This window comes from Nonomuraea sp. NPDC004702, assembly GCF_053601695.1.
Map to the genome: position 1 here is coordinate 15724 of NZ_JBSGCE010000009.1, position 15143 is coordinate 30866.

Below are 15143 nucleotides of genomic sequence, written 5' to 3' on the forward strand. Positions count from 1 at the left end.
AACAATGACCGAAAGCCAGCAGCGGGCGATGCACGACCTGTTCCGCAAGATCGCACCGGTGGCCGACGAGCTCGGCCGCCTGTTCGCCGACCACGGCCACGAGCTGGCCCTCGTCGGCGGCCCCGTGCGCGACATCCTGCTGGGCCGCGTCGGCAACGACCTCGACCTGACCACCGACGCCAACCCCCACAGGGTGCTCGACGTCGTCAGGGACTGGGCCGACTCCGTGTGGACGATCGGCATCGACTTCGGCACCGTCGGCCTGCGCAAGGGCAACTGGCTGATCGAGATCACCACGTACCGGAGCGAGTCCTACGACCCCAAGTCGCGCAAGCCCGAGGTCGCCTACGGCGAGACGCTGGAGGCCGACCTGGAGCGGCGCGACTTCGCGGTCAACGCGATGGCGGTGCGCCTGCCCGGCCACGAGTTCGTCGACCCCTATGGCGGCCTCGACGACCTGCGCGCCAAGCGGCTGCGCACGCCCGGCACCCCCGAGCGCTCGTTCGCCGACGACCCGCTGCGCATGCTCAGGGCCGCCCGGTTCGCCTCCCAGCTCGGCTTCGGCGTCGACCGGGCCGCCCTGGCGGCGATGACCGCGATGGCCGAGCGCATCGAGATCGTCTCGGCCGAGCGCATCCGCGACGAGCTCGACAAGCTGCTCTGCGGCGCCAACCCGCGCGAGGGCCTGCGCCTGCTGGTGGAGACGGGCCTGGCCGCGCACGTGCTGCCCGAGCTGCCCAAGCTGCGCCTGGAGATCGACGAGCACCACCGGCACAAGGACGTCTACGAGCACAGCCTGACCGTCCTCGACCAGGCCATCGCCCAGGAGGAGGACGGCAAGCCCGACCGGATCCTGCGCTGGGCCGCGATCATGCACGACATCGGCAAGCCCAAGACCCGGCGCCACGAGGCCGGCGGGCGGGTGTCGTTCCACCACCACGAGGTCGTCGGGGCGCAGATGACCAAGAAGCGCATGACCGAGCTGCGGTTCCCCAAGGACGTCGTGGCCGACGTCTCCCAGCTGGTCGAGCTCCACCTGCGCTTCCACGGCTACGGCACGGGGGAGTGGACCGACAGCGCCGTGCGCCGCTACGTGCGCGACGCCGGCCACCTGCTCGGCCGGCTGCACAAGCTGACCAGGGCCGACTGCACCACCCGCAACAAGCGCAAGGCGGCGGCGCTGTCGCGCACCTACGACCAGCTCGAAGAGCGCATCGCCCGGCTCGCCGAGGAGGAGGAGCTGGCCAAGATCCGGCCCGAGCTCGACGGCAACGAGATCCAGGCCGTGCTCGGCGTGGGCCCCGGGCCCGTGGTGGGCCGGGCGTACAAGTTCCTGCTCGACCTCAGGCTGGACAAGGGCGTGCTCGGCAAGGAGGCGGCCACCCAGGCGCTGCTCGACTGGGCGCGGTCAAACGGCCTGGGAGCGTGACGACGACGTCGTGACCATCCGGTAGGCCAGCGCCGCAAGGGGGTAGCCCACCGTGATGATCACGACGGCCAGGTACGACTTGCCGTTGGGCGGCAGGATCGCCGCCGAGAGCGCGGCGGCCAGCACGTACATGCCGTTGAAGAGCATGTCGTAGAGCGAGAAGGCACGGCCGAGATAGGCGTCCTCGACGTCGCGCTGGACGGTCGTGTCGGCGCAGATCTTGACGCTCTGCCCGGCCACGCCCAGCACGAAGCCGGCCACCGGCAGCCCCCACGTCTGGAACGGCAGGACCAGCGCGCCCGCCAGCACGCCGGCCGAGGACAGCGCGATGACCACCCAGGTGCCGATGCCGAACCGCTCGGTCGCGTACGGGGTGATGATCACCGCGAGGAAGTAGCCGAAGCCGGAGGCGGCCACCACCAGGCCGATCCCGCGCAGGGCGGCGTCGGGGTCGCCGTCGGTGAAGTAGTAGCGGTAGAGGATGATGCCGAGGGCGGTGGCCATGCCGTACAGGAAGCGGTGGGCGGCCATCGCGCCCATGGTGGCGGCTGCCTCGCGGTGGCGTGCCAGGTGCCGGGCGCCGTCGACCAGGCCCACGACCACGTTCCGCAGGGCCTCGCGGGCCTGGGGCTGGTCGGGGTCGTAGGAGGGGCCGAGCAGCGCGCGGTCCATCGTGCGGGCGACCAGGGCGCTCAGCCCGAACATCACGCCGGACACGGCCAGCAGCAGCCCGATGCCCCGGTCGCCGTCGCCGAGCACCTCGCGCAGCAGGAACCCGACGCCCGCGCCGACGAACGTGACCACGGTGCCGCAGGTCGGCGTCACCGCGTTGGCCGCCATCAGCCGGTCGGACGGCACCACGTGCGGCAGCGAGGCGCCGAGCGCGGCCAGGAAGAACCGGTTGACCCCGAGCACGCCGAGCGCGGCCGCGTAGAAGACGGGATCGGGCGCGTCGGAGGCGACCAGCGCCGCCGCGACCAGCAGCAGTCCACCGCGCACGAACGGCGCTATGACCAGGATCTGCCGCCGCGACCACCGGTCGATGAACACCCCGACGAACGGCCCGAGCACGCTGTACGGCAGGAACAGCACGGCCAGGCCGGCGGCCACCGCCAGGGCCGTCGTCTGCTTCTCGGGGCTGAAGAAGGCGAAGTTCGTGACGCCGAACTGGAAGATCCCGTCGGAGAACTGGGAGACCAGCCGCGTGCTGAACAGCCGTCGGAAGTCACGGCCTTGGAGGACGACGCGGAGATCGGCGACGAATGACACCCCGTCAGCCTAGCCGGGCGCACCGCGGCATATGATGCGCCGGAGGTGGCCGGGCGGGTTCCGAACGCGCATGGCGATCTCGTACGCTTCAAAGCGTGACCACTGAGGAACACGTTGTGCTGGTCGACCGCGAGGGGCACGCGCTCGGCACCGCGCCCAAGACGTCGGTGCACGGCCGGGAGACCCCGCTCCATCTAGCCTTCTCCAGCTACGTCTTCGACCCCGAGGGCCGCGTGCTGCTCACCAGGCGGGCCAGCCACAAGCTCACCTGGCCCGGCGTCTGGACCAACAGCTGCTGCGGCCACCCGCTGCCGGGCGAGCCGCTCGGCCGGGCGGTCATCCGCAGGCTCTCCTACGAGCTGGGCCTGCATGCCGGCGGCGCCGACCTCATGCTGCCCCGCTTCTCCTACCGCGCCGTCATGGGCAACGGCATCGTCGAGCACGAGCTGTGCCCGGTCTACCGCGTCACGGTCGACACCCCGGTGGCGCCCAACCCCGACGAGGTGGGCGAGGTGCGCTGGATGCCGTGGAAGGAGTTTGCCGAGGGCGTGCGCAGCGGCCTGCTGGCGATCTCACCGTGGTGCAGGGAACAGGTGCCGCTGCTCAGCGAGCTGGGCGCCGACCCGATGACCTGGTCTCCCGCCTCCGACGACGAACTGCCCCCCGCCGCGCGCGGCTGAAGCCGCGGCCGCGAGGGGCCCACAGGTCAGCGCTCGACCTCGCCCCTGATGAACTTCTCGACGTACTCGCGGGCCTCCTCGTCGGAGTACTGCTCCGGCGGCGACTTCATGAAGTACGACGACGCCGACAGGATCGGGCCGCCGATGCCCCGGTCAAGAGCGATCTTGGCCGCGCGCACGGCGTCGATGATGATGCCGGCCGAGTTGGGGGAGTCCCAGACCTCCAGCTTGTACTCCAGGTTCAGCGGGGTGTCGCCGAACGAGCGGCCCTCCAGGCGCACGTACGCCCACTTGCGGTCGTCGAGCCACGGCACGTGGTCCGACGGGCCGATGTGCACGTCGGCCTTGCCCATCTCGTGCGGGATCTGCGAGGTGACCGACTGCGTCTTGGAGATCTTCTTCGACTGGAGCCGGCTGCGCTCCAGCATGTTCATGAAGTCCATGTTGCCGCCGAAGTTGAGCTGGTACGTGCGCAGCAGCTCGACACCGCGGTCCTCGAACAGCTTGGCCAGCACGCGGTGCGTGATGGTGGCGCCGACCTGCGACTTGATGTCGTCGCCGACGATCGGCACCCCGGCCTCGGTGAACTTCTCGGCCCACTCGGGGTCGGAGGCGATGAAGACCGGCAGCGCGTTGACGAACGCCACCTTGGCGTCGATGGCGCACTGCGCGTAGAAGCGGTCGGCCTCCTCCGATCCCACCGGCAGGTACGACACGAGCACGTCGACCTGGTTGTCGCGGAGCACCTTGACCACGTCGACGGGTTCCTCGTCGGACTCCTCGATGATCTCGCGGTAGAACTCGCCCAGACCGTCGAAGGTGTGGCCGCGCAGCACGGTCACCCCCGTGGGCGGCACATCGGTGATCTTCACGGTGTTGTTCTCGCTGGCGACGATCGCCTCGGACAGGTCGCGGCCGACCTTCTTGGCGTCCACGTCGAAGGCGGCGACGAACTCGACGTCACCCACGTGGTACTCACCGAATTTCACGTGCATCAGGCCCGGCACTCGTGCGGCCGGGTCCGCATCCTTGTAGTAGTGGACGCCCTGGACCAGCGAAGACGCGCAGTTGCCGACGCCGACAATGGCCACGCGAACCGAACCCATCGCACTCGCTCCCTTACTCATCAGTTGACGTGGTATCTCTCTCGGGCCCTTCCGAGGCCCGCCGCTCCGTGGCGATCAGCTCGTTCAGCCAACGCACCTCGCGTTCGACCGACTCGAGCCCATGGCGCTGCAGCTCCAGCGTGTAGCTGTCGAGCCGCTCCCTGGTACGGGCCAGCGCCGTGCGCACGCTGTCGAGGCGCTCCTCCAGGCGGCTGCGGCGGCCTTCGAGGATGCGCAGGCGCACCTCGGCCTCCGTGTGCCTGAAGAAGGCGAAGTGCACACCGAAGCTCTCGTCCTCCCAGGCTGACGGGCCCGCCTGGGTCAGCAGCTCCTGGAGGCGTTCCTTGCCCTCCGCGGTGAGCTTGTAGACGATTTTCGACCGGCCGCCGACGATCGTGGCGGGAGCGGGCTGCTCCTCCACGATGAGGCCCTGGGCCAGTAGTGATCGCAGACAGGGGTACAGCGATCCATAGGAGAACGCACGGAACATGCCCAACAGGGCGTTGAGCCGTTTGCGCAGCTCATAGCCGTGTAGCGGCTGTTCGTGCAGCGACCCGAGCACGGCTAGCTCCAGAACTCTGCCTTGTCCGCTGGCCACTGGAACCGCCCCCTCTCGCGCCGATGTATCGAGTCGATACATCCAGAGGATACGTCGATTCGCTATAAGGCCGCAATCAAAGGATTTGCCAAGCCGTTGGGATGATTCGGTAAAACGCCGTAGTCTGGCGCTCATGTGGTCACAGCGGAGGGTGGTGGACTACGGCCTCGCCAAGCGGGCAGCGGTCCGTTCCCTGGAGGTGGGCCGTGCCTCGCGCGGGGACCTCTGTGACGCACAGCCGTACCTCCTTCGCGCGGCCCGCGTGTTCGGCGAGCCGACCGAACGTCTCTGCCCGGTGTGCGAGAGGGAGAACGTCACCAACGTGACCTATGTCTTCGGCGATTCGCTGGGACGGCATGCCGGTCAGGCAAAGGCCACGTCAGAGCTTGTCGAAATGGCCCATGATTACGATGAGTTCCGGGTGTACGTCGTCGAGGTCTGCCAAGGTTGTTCCTGGAACCACCTGACGGTCTCGTTCGTCCTCGGCAACGGACCGCCAGACCTCGTCGGCCAACCGTGAACACCGAGGGCGGCGAGTCACCTCACGCCCATACGCCGTTTTTATCCGACGACGATGCGAGGACGTGTGAGTAACAGCATGAATGAGGGGACGGCCCGCCCGGGAAGGCGCCGTCGCTCCAACTCATCCCGTTCTGTGCCCCCAGGTTCTCCTCCCCAAACCGGCGATTCCGATTGGGGTGCCTCGCAGCAGCAGCGTCGTCCTGAAGCCGCGTACGAGCAGACGGGCGCGATGTCCGCGCAGCCGTACGGCGACCCCGCCTCCGGGCCGCAGCCCCAGCGCGGGGCGCCCCAGGGGCGCGAGGAGCCGACGCCGCGCGGCCGCTCCCGGGCCCGGCAGGACACGCGTTCGCTGAGCAACCAGGAGACGATGGTCAGCGACGCGCCGCCCAGGCGCTCGCGCCGGGCGAGCGGGCAGGGCGAGCCCCCCGAGCCGCCCGGCCCGCCGGACAGGAAGCGCGGCGGCTGGCGCCGGTTCGTGCCGAGCTGGAAGATCGTCGTGGCCAGCGTGGTCGTGCTGGCGGCCGGCATCTTCGGCATGATCATGGTCGCGTACAACCTCACGCCGGTGCCCGAGGGCACGCAGGCGTCGGCGGTGGCGCAGCAGAGCACGCTCTACTACCGCAACGGCAAGGTCCTCGCCAAGCTCGGCGTGCCCCGGCAGACCGTCACCATCGACAAGATGGCGGAGACGGTCAAGGACGCCACGGTCGCCATCGAGAACAAGACGTTCTACGAGGACTCCGGCGTCTCCCTCTCGGGCATGGCCCGTTCGGTGTGGATGACCGCGACCGGCCAGCAGCTCCAGGGCGCCTCGACCATCACCCAGCAGATGGCCCGCGGCTACTACGACGGCCTCAGCCAGGAGGTCTCCGTCAAGCGCAAGCTCAAGGAGATCTTCGTCGCGGTCAAGCTCAACCAGTCGCTGTCCAAGGAAGAGATCCTCGCCCGCTACCTCAACACCGTGAACTTCGGCCTCGCCTACGGCGTCGAGGCCGCCTCGCAGGCGTACTTCGGCAAGAACGTGCACGCCAAGGACCTGACCCCCGAGCAGGGCGCCTACCTGGCCGCCCGCATCCAGCGCCCGAGCTGGGGCCCCGACGACCCCGGCCTGCGCGATCGGTGGAGCACGACCATCAAGTACATGGCCGAGCAGTGGCCCCAGAAGTACGGCGATCTGCCGGCGAAGGCGAAGTTCCCGAAGATCCGCAAGGGTGAGACCAAGGAGGTCTACGCGGGCCTGCGCGGCTACATGATCACGCAGGTGCTGGAGGAGCTGAAGCAGCGCAAGCTCACCCCCGACATGGTCAGGAGCGGCGGCTACCAGATCACCTCGACCTTCGACGAGAACCTCATGAAGGCCGCCAAGACGGCGGTGGAGACCGAGCTGGCGACCAGGTCGAAGGAGTACCACGCCGGGCTGGCGGCCGTCGACCCGAGGAACGGCCGCGTCCTGGCCTTCTACGGCGGCTCGAACTTCCTCACCGACCCGTTCAACGAGCCCTTCGACGCCAAGAAGCAGGCCGCGTCGGCGTTCAAGCCGTACGTGCTGGCGGCCTGGCTGCAGGCCGGTTACTCGCTCAAGAGCTACGTGCCGGGCAACCAGACCGTGCCGAAGGTCATCCCGGGTCAGCAGGACGGCGGCTTCCGCAACAGCCACAACGTCGGCCAGGCCGTCGACGTGGTCAAGGCCACGGCCCAGTCCGTCAACACCGCGTACGTGTCGATGGCGTACAAGCTGCCCAGGAAGCTCGACGAGGTGAAGGAGCTCGTGGAGAACGCCGGGTTCGACAAGGGGCGCATGGACCAGGACGTCAAGGACCACCAGTTCCAGTTCGCCATCGGCAGCGCCCTGGTGAAGCCGGTCGAGCAGGCCGCCGGGTATGCGATCTTCGCCAACGGCGGCAAGTACACCAAGTACCACGTGGTCCAGGACGTCAAGCTGAACGGCCAGGTCGTCTACCCCGAGCAGCGCACCTCGACCAGGGTCATCGACGCCGAGGTGGCCGCCGACGCGACGACCGCAATGCAGGAGGTGCTGAGGAGCGGCACCGCCGCCGGTCAGGGCCTCGGCAACCGGCCCGCGGCCGGCAAGACCGGCACCAACAACGACGAGAAGGAAGCCTGGTTCGTCGGTTACACCCCGCAGATCTCCACGGCCGTCGGGTTCTACCGCGAGCAGTGCGTGACCAAGACGGGCAAGATCGTCCAGCCCATGCATTCCAACTGCCCGGAGACTCCCGGCGGCAAGCCGCACAAGAAGTACAACACGGACAACCCGTACACCACGGCCAAGGAGGTCTCGCTCGGCTTCGAGGGCGCCGGCCCGCCCACCGCGACCTGGCGGCGGTTCATGCTCGCCGCCCACGAGGGCAAGCCGATCGAGCAGTTCCCGCAGAAGGCCGACATCGGCCTGCCGGAGAACATCGTGGAGCGCCCGGTGCCGACGCCGACGCCGACCGCCACGAACCCGTTCGACGACGGCTCGGACAACCCCTTCGACGACGGCAGCGACCAGAACTGCCTGGTCGCGCCGTGCAACGACGACAGCGGTGACGTCACCGACGACTCCCAGGACACCGGCATCCCCGAGGCCGACGACCACGGCATCCTGAGCGGCGGCGGAGGCGGCAAGGTGCCCGACTCCCGGCCGACGGGAACCTCGCAGATGAGCGCCCGACACGAGGAGTGGTGACCACGACCGAGGCACGCGTCCCGCTGGCGGCGCGTGCCGTGCCGTACCTGCCCCTGGGGCTGATCGCCGCCCTGGGGGCCGTCCTCGGCTACGTCGTGCGGCTGCCGTGCCGGACCGGTGGATGGAACGACCAGGTCCAGACGTACACGAACTTCTGTTACACCGACATCTACCCGCTGTACTTCGACCGGCAGCTCGCGACCCAGAACCCGTACTTCGCCGACGTGCCGTTCGACAAGCAGGTCGAGTACCCCGTGGTGCTCGGCGAGGTGATGCAGGTCATCGCCTGGATCTCGCGGAAGCTGGAGCTCGACCAGGTCGCGCAGGCCGTCCGGTTCTACGACCTCACGGTCCTGCTGCTCGGCGTCTGCCTGGTGGCCGGCGTCCTGCTGATGGCGGCGGTGGCCGGGCCCACCCGCCGGTGGGACGCGTTGTGGTACGCGATCTCGCCCGCCGTGATCCTGGCCGCGTACATCAACTGGGACCTGGTCGCCGGCGCGCTGTCGATGGGCATGCTGCTGGCCTGGGCGCGCAGGCGGCAGGTGCTCGCGGGCGTGCTGCTCGGGCTGGCGATCGCGACCAAGTTCTACCCGCTGATGTTCCTCGGCGCGCTGTTCCTGCTCACGCTGCGGACCGCGCGCTGGCGGCCGTTCCTGGTGACGCTGGGGTCGGCCGCGGGGGCCTGGCTCGTGGTGAACGTGCCCTTCATGGTCTTCGCCTGGGACGGCTGGCGCCGGTTCTACGTCTTCTCCCAGGAACGCGGGATCGACTGGGGCTCTCCGTGGCTGTTCTTCCAGCGCAAGGGCTGGGGGGTCCTGGGCGAGGCCGACGTCAGCACCCTCGGCATGGTGACGCTGGCCGCGCTCTGCCTGGGCATCGCCGTGCTCGCGCTCACCGCGCCGCGCCGGCCCCGGCTGGCGCAGCTCTGCTTCCTCGCCCTGGCCGCCTTCATGATGACGAACAAGGTGTGGTCGCCGCAGTTCGTGTTGTGGCTGGTGCCGTTCGCGGTGCTGGCCAGGCCCAGGTGGAAGCCGCTGGCGTTGTGGCAGCTCGCCGAGGTCTGGTACTTCGCGGCGATCTGGCTCTACCTGCTCGCCCAGCCCCCGCTCAGCAGGGACGACCTGGGCATCGGGGACAACACGTACTTCACCGCCGTCTGGGGACGGGTCATCACCATCGGGATCATGATGGCGTTCGTCGTCCGTGACATCCTGCGTCCGGACCGGGACGTGGTGCGCCAGGACGGCGTCGACGACCAGGCGGGCGGGGTGTTCGACGACGCCCCCGACCGGTTCGTGCTGAAGACACGATGATCACCCGCTCGGCCGCTCGGGACGCGCTGCTGCTGTGGCTCGGATCGCGGGCCGGGCTCCTGCTGTCCACGCTGCTCGGCCTGACCCTGGCCGAGTACGCCGGCAAGTGGCGCCAATGGGACGCCGGCCTGTTCGTCACCATCGCCCAGTACGGCTACGACGGCGAACCGGGCAAACCACCCGACGACGGCCTGCCCGCGTTCTTCCCCGGCCTGCCGGTCGTGCTGCGCGCGGTGCATCTCGTGGTGCCCGACTGGGCGATCTGCGGGCTGCTGATCTCGCTGGTCGCCGGGGCGGTGGCCATGGTCGCCCTGGCCCGGCTGGCCGAGTTCGAGGGCGCGACCGGCTGGATGGCGGTGCTGGCGCTGCTGCTGTTCCCGATGGCCGTGTTCCTGGCGGCGGGCTACAGCGAGTCGCTGTTCCTGGCCTTCGCGATCCCCGCGTGGCTGGCCGCCCGGCTCGGACGCTGGCCGCAGGCCGTCCTGCTGGCGGCCGGGGCGTCGTGCGTGCGGATCACCGGCCTGTTCCTGGCGGTCGCGCTGGCGGTGGAGTTCGTCAGGAGCAGGGAGTCGTGGCGGCGGGCCGGCTGGCTGGCGGTGCCGTTCCTGCCGCTGGCGGCGTACTCCTTCTACCACTACCGGCGCTCGGGCGACTGGCTGGCGTGGAAGCACGCGCAGGAGGCCGGCTGGGGACGCGACTTCGTCTGGCCCTGGGAGGCGTGGCGCACGACGTGGAACTCGGCCATGGGCACCGACGACTTCGCGGTGGCCTTCCGCATGGAGATCGCCGGGGCCGTGCTGGCGGTGGGCGTGCTGGTATGGCTGCTGGCGCTGCGCAGGTGGAGCGAGGCCGTCTACTGCGGGTTGCAGGCGGCGGCGCTGATGACCTCGGCGTACTACCTGTCGATCCCGCGCTCGCTGCTGCTGTGGTTCCCGCTGTGGGTCCTGGTCGCCAAGGTCGCGACCAGGAAGCCGTGGGTGATCGTGCTGTACGCGGTGATCTGCGGGCCGCTCATGTACCTGAACGCGGCCCGCTTCCTCACGGGCGCCTGGGCGGGCTGAAGTCTCTACCCGTTTCTTCGCCTCGGTAATCCAGGGAAGTTATCCACAGGCTGTGTGTTTTCGGTCGGGAGACGTTCAGAGGTTCTTGCGCAGGAACGCGATGTCGTCGGCCTGGCCCTCGCCCGGCGTCTCCACCACGACCGGGGCGCCCGCCGCGCGGCAGACCGCCAGGATCAGCTCCGGGTCGATCTTCCCCTGACCCAGGTTCGCGTGCCGGTCGGCGCCGGAGTCGAAGTCGTCGCGCGAGTCGTTGCAGTGGACGAGGTCGATCCGGCCGGTGATCGCCTTGACCCGCTCGACCAGGTCGACCAGCTCCTCGCCGCCCGCGTGCGCGTGACAGGTGTCGAGGCAGAAGCCCACGTCGAAGCCGTCGAGCGCGTCCCACAGACGGGCGATGCGCTCCAGCTTGCGGGCCATGGCGTTGCCGCCGCCCGCGGTGTTCTCGATGAGCACGGGGATCGGGCACTCCATGCGCTCGAACACCTTGCGCCAGTTGTCGAAGCCCACCTGCGGGTCGTCGCTCTTGTTGACGTGGCCGCCGTGCACGACCAGGCCCTTGGCGCCGAGCCCCGCGGCCGCCTTGAGGTGCTGTTCGAGCAGCTTGCGGCTGGGGATCCTGATGCGGTTGTTCGTCGTGGCGACGTTGATCAGGTAGGGGGCGTGGATGTAGACGTCGACGCCCTCGACCGGCTTGTCCGGCAGCACCGGCTTGGCGTAGCCCTGCGGGTCGCCGAGGAAGAACTGCACGACCTCCGCCCCGACCCGTTCGGCGTGAGCGGCGGGATCGTCCTGGTCGACGTGAGCTCCGATACGCACCATGTCAAGGAGCTTATCCGTTTGGCGGAACCGCCTCCGGGAAGACGCCCGGCACCCCCTACCCCCGAGGAGAGCGCACATGACACGCTGGCGGCTGCGGGCGCTGATCTTATTGGTCTACGTGATCGTCGGAATCTACGTCGCCTGGATCTACGACTACATCACCCCGGGTCTCCTCCGGGACGTCGCCGAGGCTCTGCTCGCGGTGTTCCTGTGGTTCCTGGTACTGCTCGGCATCGACCTGCACATCGGCAGGTGAGTCACATATACCCGACGGCCCCGGCGTCACCGGGGCCGTAGGCCGGGCGAGAGGCCCGTCAAGGATGCGGCAGGAAGCCGCCGTGGGCGATGCCGAGCACGGCCCCCACGAACGAGGCCACCAGGCCGACGATGTTGACCGAGCGCTGCGGCGTGGTCACCGAGATGTACTGCGAGTAGAGCCCGGTCCCGAAACCGAGCGTGCCGATCCAGGACGAGATCACGTGGGCGGCGGGGAAGAACGCGGCGACGAACGCCACGAGCCCGCACACCAGTGTCGCGATCGCCAGGCCGTTCTCCACCGGGTGAGAGCGTCCGTCGGTGTTGAGCGTGAGCCTGAACCGCTCCCTCTCTGAGGGATGAAGCACATGTGGCACAGCCGCCACCCCCTTGGTTTCCTACAGGCCTTCCCACCTACTCGTGGCTGGTAACCTGGGCAGCGCTGCGTTGTGATGGGTGACCCATCGCCCCGGGGCGCCGAAATGGGGCGCCGCGGCCTGACGTCAGCGTCCTCCTGTCACGGCAGAGTGTCGTGACCGCAAAAGTCCAGAGGAGGTTGGAGTCCCGCATGCGTCGTTACGAAGTAATGGTCATTCTGGACCCTTCGCTCGATGAGCGCACTGTCGCGCCGTCCCTCGACCAGTTCCTCACCGTGGTCCGCAACGACGGCGGCACCGTGGAGAAGGTCGACGTCTGGGGCCGTCGCCGTCTCGCCTACGACATCGACAAGAAGTCGGAAGGCATCTACGCCGTCATCGACCTGTCCGCGGAGCCCGCGACGGTCAAGGAGCTCGACCGCCAGATGAACCTCAACGAGGGCATTCTGCGCACCAAGGTCCTGCGCCCGGACGTGCACTAGCCACAGGAAAGCCGCGAAGCGGGCCGTCCCTCCGGGAGGCGGCCCAACGAGCGGGTTTCTTGTTGACGACCACCGGCTTTTTGTCGGAGAGCACCCGTACTCTGAGCCGTAACCCAAGCGAAGGCGTGCAGGAAGGCGAGCGCTAGCCATGGCAGCAGGCGACACCGTAATCACCATCGTCGGCAATCTTGTCGACGACCCGGAGCTGCGCTTCACCCCGACGGGTCAAGCGGTGGCTCGATTCCGCATCGCGTCCACTCCGCGGTTCATGGATCGCCAGACCAACGAGTGGAAGGATGGCGAAAGCCTCTTCCTGACCTGCAACGTGTGGCGGCAGGCGGCGGAGAACGCCGCCGAGAGCCTCCAGCGCGGCATGCGGGTCATCGTGCAGGGGCGGCTCAAGCAACGGTCTTACGAGACCAAGGAAGGCGAGAAGCGCACGGTCTATGAGGTCGAGGTCGACGAGGTCGGCCCGTCCCTGCGCAACGCCACGGCCAAGGTCAACCGCACCACCCGCCAGGGTGGCGGCGGTGGCGGCGGCTTCGGCGGCGGTCCCGCCGACGACCCGTGGGCCTCTGCCTCGCCCGCCCCGCCCCAGGGCGGCGGCTACCAGGGCGGTGGCGGCGGCTTCGGCGGCGGCGGTGGCGGCAACCAGGGCGGCGGCTTCGGCGGCGGCAACGACTTCAGCGACGAACCGCCTTTCTAACACCTGTCCACAAGCCCGAGTCCATTCCCGCCCGAAAGGCGGGGCTCTGAGAGGAGCACCACGATGGCTAAGCCGGCACTGCGCAAGCCCAAGAAGAAGGTTTGCCTGTTCTGCCACGACAAGATCTCATACGTCGACTACAAGGACACGGCGCTGCTGCGGAAGTTCATCTCCGACCGCGGCAAGATCCGTGCGCGCCGGGTGACGGGCAACTGCACCCAGCACCAGCGCGACGTGGCGACCGCGATCAAGAACGCCCGTGAGGTGGCTCTGCTGCCTTACACGAGCACCGCGCGCTAAGGAGGTCTGTCGACATGAAGCTCATCCTCACCAACGAGGTCTCCGGCCTCGGCGCCCCTGGCGACGTCGTCGAGGTCAAGGACGGCTACGGCCGTAACTACCTCATCCCGCGCGGCTACGCCATGCGCTGGACGCGTGGCGCCGAGCGCCAGATCGAGACCATCAAGAAGGCTCGCGACGCTCGCGAGATCCGCGACCTCGGCACCGCCAAGGAGGTCGCCGGCCAGCTCGGCGCCCTGCGCGTGCGGCTGTCCACCCGCGCGGGCGAGTCGGGCCGGCTGTTCGGCTCGATCACCACGGGCGACATCGCCGACGCCGTCAAGGCGGCCGGCGGCCCGATCCTCGACCGCCGTCGCATCGAGATCCGCAACCCGATCAAGAGCGTCGGGTCGCACAAGATCACCGTCAAGCTCCACCCCGAGGTGTCGGCGTCCGTCGACGTCGACGTCGTGGCCGGCTGACGACTGCTGATCAAGCCCCTCTCCGTCAGGAGGGGGGCTTTTTCGCGTTCCGGGGGACCGGCTGCCACGGTGGCGCGTTCCCCTGCGGGACCGGCTGGCCTGGTGACCTGCGCACTTCATCTCTATGGGGGCCGCGTAGAATGCCTGCGTTCTTTGTGTGTGTTTCCCCCTGGAGGCTCTGCCATGGCCCGTTCCACGATGCTGCTTGCGATCGGTGTGCTCGCGGTAGGGGCCGTCGCATGTGCCCCGGCCGACCAACCGGCCGCCACGGCGACCGGTTCCGCCCCGACCGGCTCCGCGGCGGCCGACGCCTGCGCCAAGGACCAGCTCAAGCTCGTCAACGGCGGCAAGCTGACCGTCGGCACCGACAAGCCGGCCTACGAGCCGTGGTTCAAGGACGACGACCCCAGCAACGGCCAGGGGTTCGAGAGCGCGGTGGCGTTCGCGGTGGCCGGTGAGCTCGGCTTCGACCGGACCGAGGTGGAGTGGAGCACGGTCAAGTTCGACTCCGCGTTCGCGCCCGGCGCCAAGCAGTTCGACTTCGACGTCAACCAGGTCTCGATCAACCCCGACCGTGCCAAGGCGGTCGACTTCAGCAAGGGGTACTACACGGTCAAGCAGGCCGTCGTGGCGATCAAGGGCAGCAAGTTCGCCGAGGCCAAGAGCCTGGCCGAGCTCAAGGACGCCAAGTTCGGCGTCCAGGTGGGCACCACGTCGCTGGCCGGCGTCAAGGACGTGATCAAGCCGTCCGCCGAGCCCAACGTCTACAACGACCAGGTCGACGCCGTGAACGCGCTGAAGAACAAGCAGGTGGACGCGATCGCCGTCGACCTGCCCACCGCGTTCTACGTGACGGCCGCCCAGGTGGAGAACTCCAAGATCGTCGGCCAGTTCAGCTCGACCGGCGGCACGCCGGAGGAGTTCGGGCTGGTCATGGAGAAGGGCAGCGCGCTCAAGCCCTGCGTCGACAAGGCCGTCGACTCGCTGAAGTCGAAGGGTGAGCTGGCGAAGATCGAGCAGGAGTGGCTGGGCTCGGCGGCGGGCGCGCCCGAACTGTCGTGAGCCCGACCAGT

Annotated in this window: 17 protein-coding genes; 12 read left to right on the forward strand and 5 right to left on the reverse strand. The window is 68.9% G+C overall.

The features are described 5' to 3' along the window. The first annotated feature begins 4 nt into the window (after nucleotides 1–4). Complete coding sequence (locus ACWEJ6_RS14015) at nucleotides 5–1429, forward strand: CCA tRNA nucleotidyltransferase (protein WP_387671775.1); 1425 nt, start codon at nucleotides 5–7, stop codon at nucleotides 1427–1429. Here ACWEJ6_RS14015 and ACWEJ6_RS14020 read toward each other — a convergent pair. Then, nucleotides 1409–2698, reverse strand: a complete 1290-nt coding sequence (locus tag ACWEJ6_RS14020) for an MFS transporter (RefSeq protein WP_452423841.1) — start codon at nucleotides 2696–2698, stop codon at nucleotides 1409–1411. The genes ACWEJ6_RS14015 and ACWEJ6_RS14020 overlap by 21 nt on opposite strands. Nucleotides 2699–2793: 95 nt before the next feature. Here ACWEJ6_RS14020 and idi point away from each other — a divergent pair, with 95 nt between their 5' ends. Further along, nucleotides 2794–3378, forward strand: a complete 585-nt coding sequence (gene idi, locus ACWEJ6_RS14025) for an isopentenyl-diphosphate Delta-isomerase (RefSeq protein ID WP_452423843.1) — start codon at nucleotides 2794–2796, stop codon at nucleotides 3376–3378. A 26-nt stretch (nucleotides 3379–3404) separates the two neighbouring features. Here idi and ACWEJ6_RS14030 read toward each other — a convergent pair whose 3' ends face one another. Then, nucleotides 3405–4484, reverse strand: coding sequence for an inositol-3-phosphate synthase (locus ACWEJ6_RS14030; protein WP_452423846.1), 1080 nt, complete (start codon nucleotides 4482–4484; stop codon nucleotides 3405–3407). 13 nt (nucleotides 4485–4497) lie between these two features. Further along, on the reverse strand, nucleotides 4498–5082 hold the full coding sequence (locus tag ACWEJ6_RS14035; RefSeq protein WP_352322949.1) for a PadR family transcriptional regulator: 585 nt from the start codon (nucleotides 5080–5082) through the stop codon (nucleotides 4498–4500). 133 nt (nucleotides 5083–5215) lie between these two features. On the opposite strand from ACWEJ6_RS14035, the gene ACWEJ6_RS14040 reads away from it, so the two are divergent. From ACWEJ6_RS14040 to ACWEJ6_RS14055, 4 genes are all read left to right on the forward strand, one after another. Then, nucleotides 5216–5602: a DUF5318 family protein gene (locus ACWEJ6_RS14040; RefSeq protein ID WP_352322948.1), complete on the forward strand. Its 387-nt coding sequence runs from the start codon at nucleotides 5216–5218 to the stop codon at nucleotides 5600–5602. 231 nt (nucleotides 5603–5833) lie between these two features. Then, nucleotides 5834–8296 (forward strand): transglycosylase domain-containing protein, encoded by a 2463-nt coding sequence (locus tag ACWEJ6_RS14045; protein WP_452423849.1) that lies wholly within the window; start codon nucleotides 5834–5836, stop codon nucleotides 8294–8296. Then, nucleotides 8293–9609: a glycosyltransferase family 87 protein gene (locus ACWEJ6_RS14050; protein ID WP_452423851.1), complete on the forward strand. Its 1317-nt coding sequence runs from the start codon at nucleotides 8293–8295 to the stop codon at nucleotides 9607–9609. The genes ACWEJ6_RS14045 and ACWEJ6_RS14050 overlap by 4 nt, the downstream gene beginning before the upstream one ends. After that, on the forward strand, nucleotides 9606–10670 hold the full coding sequence (locus tag ACWEJ6_RS14055) for a mannosyltransferase family protein (RefSeq protein ID WP_452423853.1): 1065 nt from the start codon (nucleotides 9606–9608) through the stop codon (nucleotides 10668–10670). Before ACWEJ6_RS14050 ends, ACWEJ6_RS14055 begins: the two co-directional genes overlap by 4 nt. Before the next feature lie 75 nt (nucleotides 10671–10745). Here ACWEJ6_RS14055 and ACWEJ6_RS14060 read toward each other — a convergent pair whose 3' ends face one another. Then, nucleotides 10746–11489, reverse strand: coding sequence for a deoxyribonuclease IV (locus ACWEJ6_RS14060; RefSeq protein WP_357973988.1), 744 nt, complete (start codon nucleotides 11487–11489; stop codon nucleotides 10746–10748). 76 nt (nucleotides 11490–11565) lie between these two features. Between ACWEJ6_RS14060 and ACWEJ6_RS14065 the strand changes: the two genes are divergently transcribed. After that, the gene (locus tag ACWEJ6_RS14065; protein WP_357973985.1) at nucleotides 11566–11745 is read left to right on the forward strand and encodes a hypothetical protein; all 180 of its coding nucleotides are present in this window, start codon (nucleotides 11566–11568) and stop codon (nucleotides 11743–11745) included. 58 nt (nucleotides 11746–11803) lie between these two features. Here ACWEJ6_RS14065 and ACWEJ6_RS14070 read toward each other — a convergent pair whose 3' ends face one another. Then, nucleotides 11804–12046, reverse strand: a complete 243-nt coding sequence (locus ACWEJ6_RS14070) for a hypothetical protein (RefSeq protein ID WP_358291234.1) — start codon at nucleotides 12044–12046, stop codon at nucleotides 11804–11806. A gap of 266 nt (nucleotides 12047–12312) precedes the next feature. Between ACWEJ6_RS14070 and rpsF the strand changes: the two genes are divergently transcribed. The 5 genes from rpsF (at nucleotide 12313) to ACWEJ6_RS14095 (ending at nucleotide 15132) form a co-directional block, all read left to right on the forward strand. Then, nucleotides 12313–12603: a 30S ribosomal protein S6 gene (rpsF, locus tag ACWEJ6_RS14075; RefSeq protein ID WP_026214314.1), complete on the forward strand. Its 291-nt coding sequence runs from the start codon at nucleotides 12313–12315 to the stop codon at nucleotides 12601–12603. A gap of 148 nt (nucleotides 12604–12751) precedes the next feature. Continuing rightward, nucleotides 12752–13309: a single-stranded DNA-binding protein gene (locus ACWEJ6_RS14080; RefSeq protein ID WP_352322941.1), complete on the forward strand. Its 558-nt coding sequence runs from the start codon at nucleotides 12752–12754 to the stop codon at nucleotides 13307–13309. Nucleotides 13310–13372: 63 nt separating this feature from the next. Beyond that, a complete protein-coding gene (rpsR, locus tag ACWEJ6_RS14085; protein WP_020543048.1) occupies nucleotides 13373–13609 on the forward strand; it encodes a 30S ribosomal protein S18 in 237 nt (78 codons plus the stop codon). A gap of 14 nt (nucleotides 13610–13623) precedes the next feature. After that, nucleotides 13624–14070: a 50S ribosomal protein L9 gene (rplI, locus tag ACWEJ6_RS14090; RefSeq protein ID WP_352322940.1), complete on the forward strand. Its 447-nt coding sequence runs from the start codon at nucleotides 13624–13626 to the stop codon at nucleotides 14068–14070. Nucleotides 14071–14253: 183 nt separating this feature from the next. Continuing rightward, a complete protein-coding gene (locus ACWEJ6_RS14095; protein ID WP_452423856.1) occupies nucleotides 14254–15132 on the forward strand; it encodes an ABC transporter substrate-binding protein in 879 nt (292 codons plus the stop codon). Nucleotides 15133–15143 lie beyond the last annotated feature (11 nt).

What these genes read in the sequence shown, in the direction of transcription:
- ACWEJ6_RS14065 (WP_357973985.1), top strand. Translation starts at nt 11,566, where the DNA reads ATGACACGCTGGCGGCTGCGGGCGCTGATCTTATTGGTCTACGTGATC.
- ACWEJ6_RS14040 (WP_352322948.1), top strand. Translation starts at nt 5,216, where the DNA reads ATGTGGTCACAGCGGAGGGTGGTGGACTACGGCCTCGCCAAGCGGGCA.
- ACWEJ6_RS14015 (WP_387671775.1), top strand. Translation starts at nt 5, where the DNA reads ATGACCGAAAGCCAGCAGCGGGCGATGCACGACCTGTTCCGCAAGATC.
- ACWEJ6_RS14030 (WP_452423846.1), bottom strand. Translation starts at nt 4,484, where the DNA reads ATGGGTTCGGTTCGCGTGGCCATTGTCGGCGTCGGCAACTGCGCGTCT.
- rplI (WP_352322940.1), top strand. Translation starts at nt 13,624, where the DNA reads ATGAAGCTCATCCTCACCAACGAGGTCTCCGGCCTCGGCGCCCCTGGC.
- ACWEJ6_RS14045 (WP_452423849.1), top strand. Translation starts at nt 5,834, where the DNA reads ATGTCCGCGCAGCCGTACGGCGACCCCGCCTCCGGGCCGCAGCCCCAG.
- rpsF (WP_026214314.1), top strand. Translation starts at nt 12,313, where the DNA reads ATGCGTCGTTACGAAGTAATGGTCATTCTGGACCCTTCGCTCGATGAG.
- ACWEJ6_RS14095 (WP_452423856.1), top strand. Translation starts at nt 14,254, where the DNA reads ATGGCCCGTTCCACGATGCTGCTTGCGATCGGTGTGCTCGCGGTAGGG.
- ACWEJ6_RS14060 (WP_357973988.1), bottom strand. Translation starts at nt 11,489, where the DNA reads ATGGTGCGTATCGGAGCTCACGTCGACCAGGACGATCCCGCCGCTCAC.
- ACWEJ6_RS14055 (WP_452423853.1), top strand. Translation starts at nt 9,606, where the DNA reads ATGATCACCCGCTCGGCCGCTCGGGACGCGCTGCTGCTGTGGCTCGGA.
- rpsR (WP_020543048.1), top strand. Translation starts at nt 13,373, where the DNA reads ATGGCTAAGCCGGCACTGCGCAAGCCCAAGAAGAAGGTTTGCCTGTTC.
- ACWEJ6_RS14080 (WP_352322941.1), top strand. Translation starts at nt 12,752, where the DNA reads ATGGCAGCAGGCGACACCGTAATCACCATCGTCGGCAATCTTGTCGAC.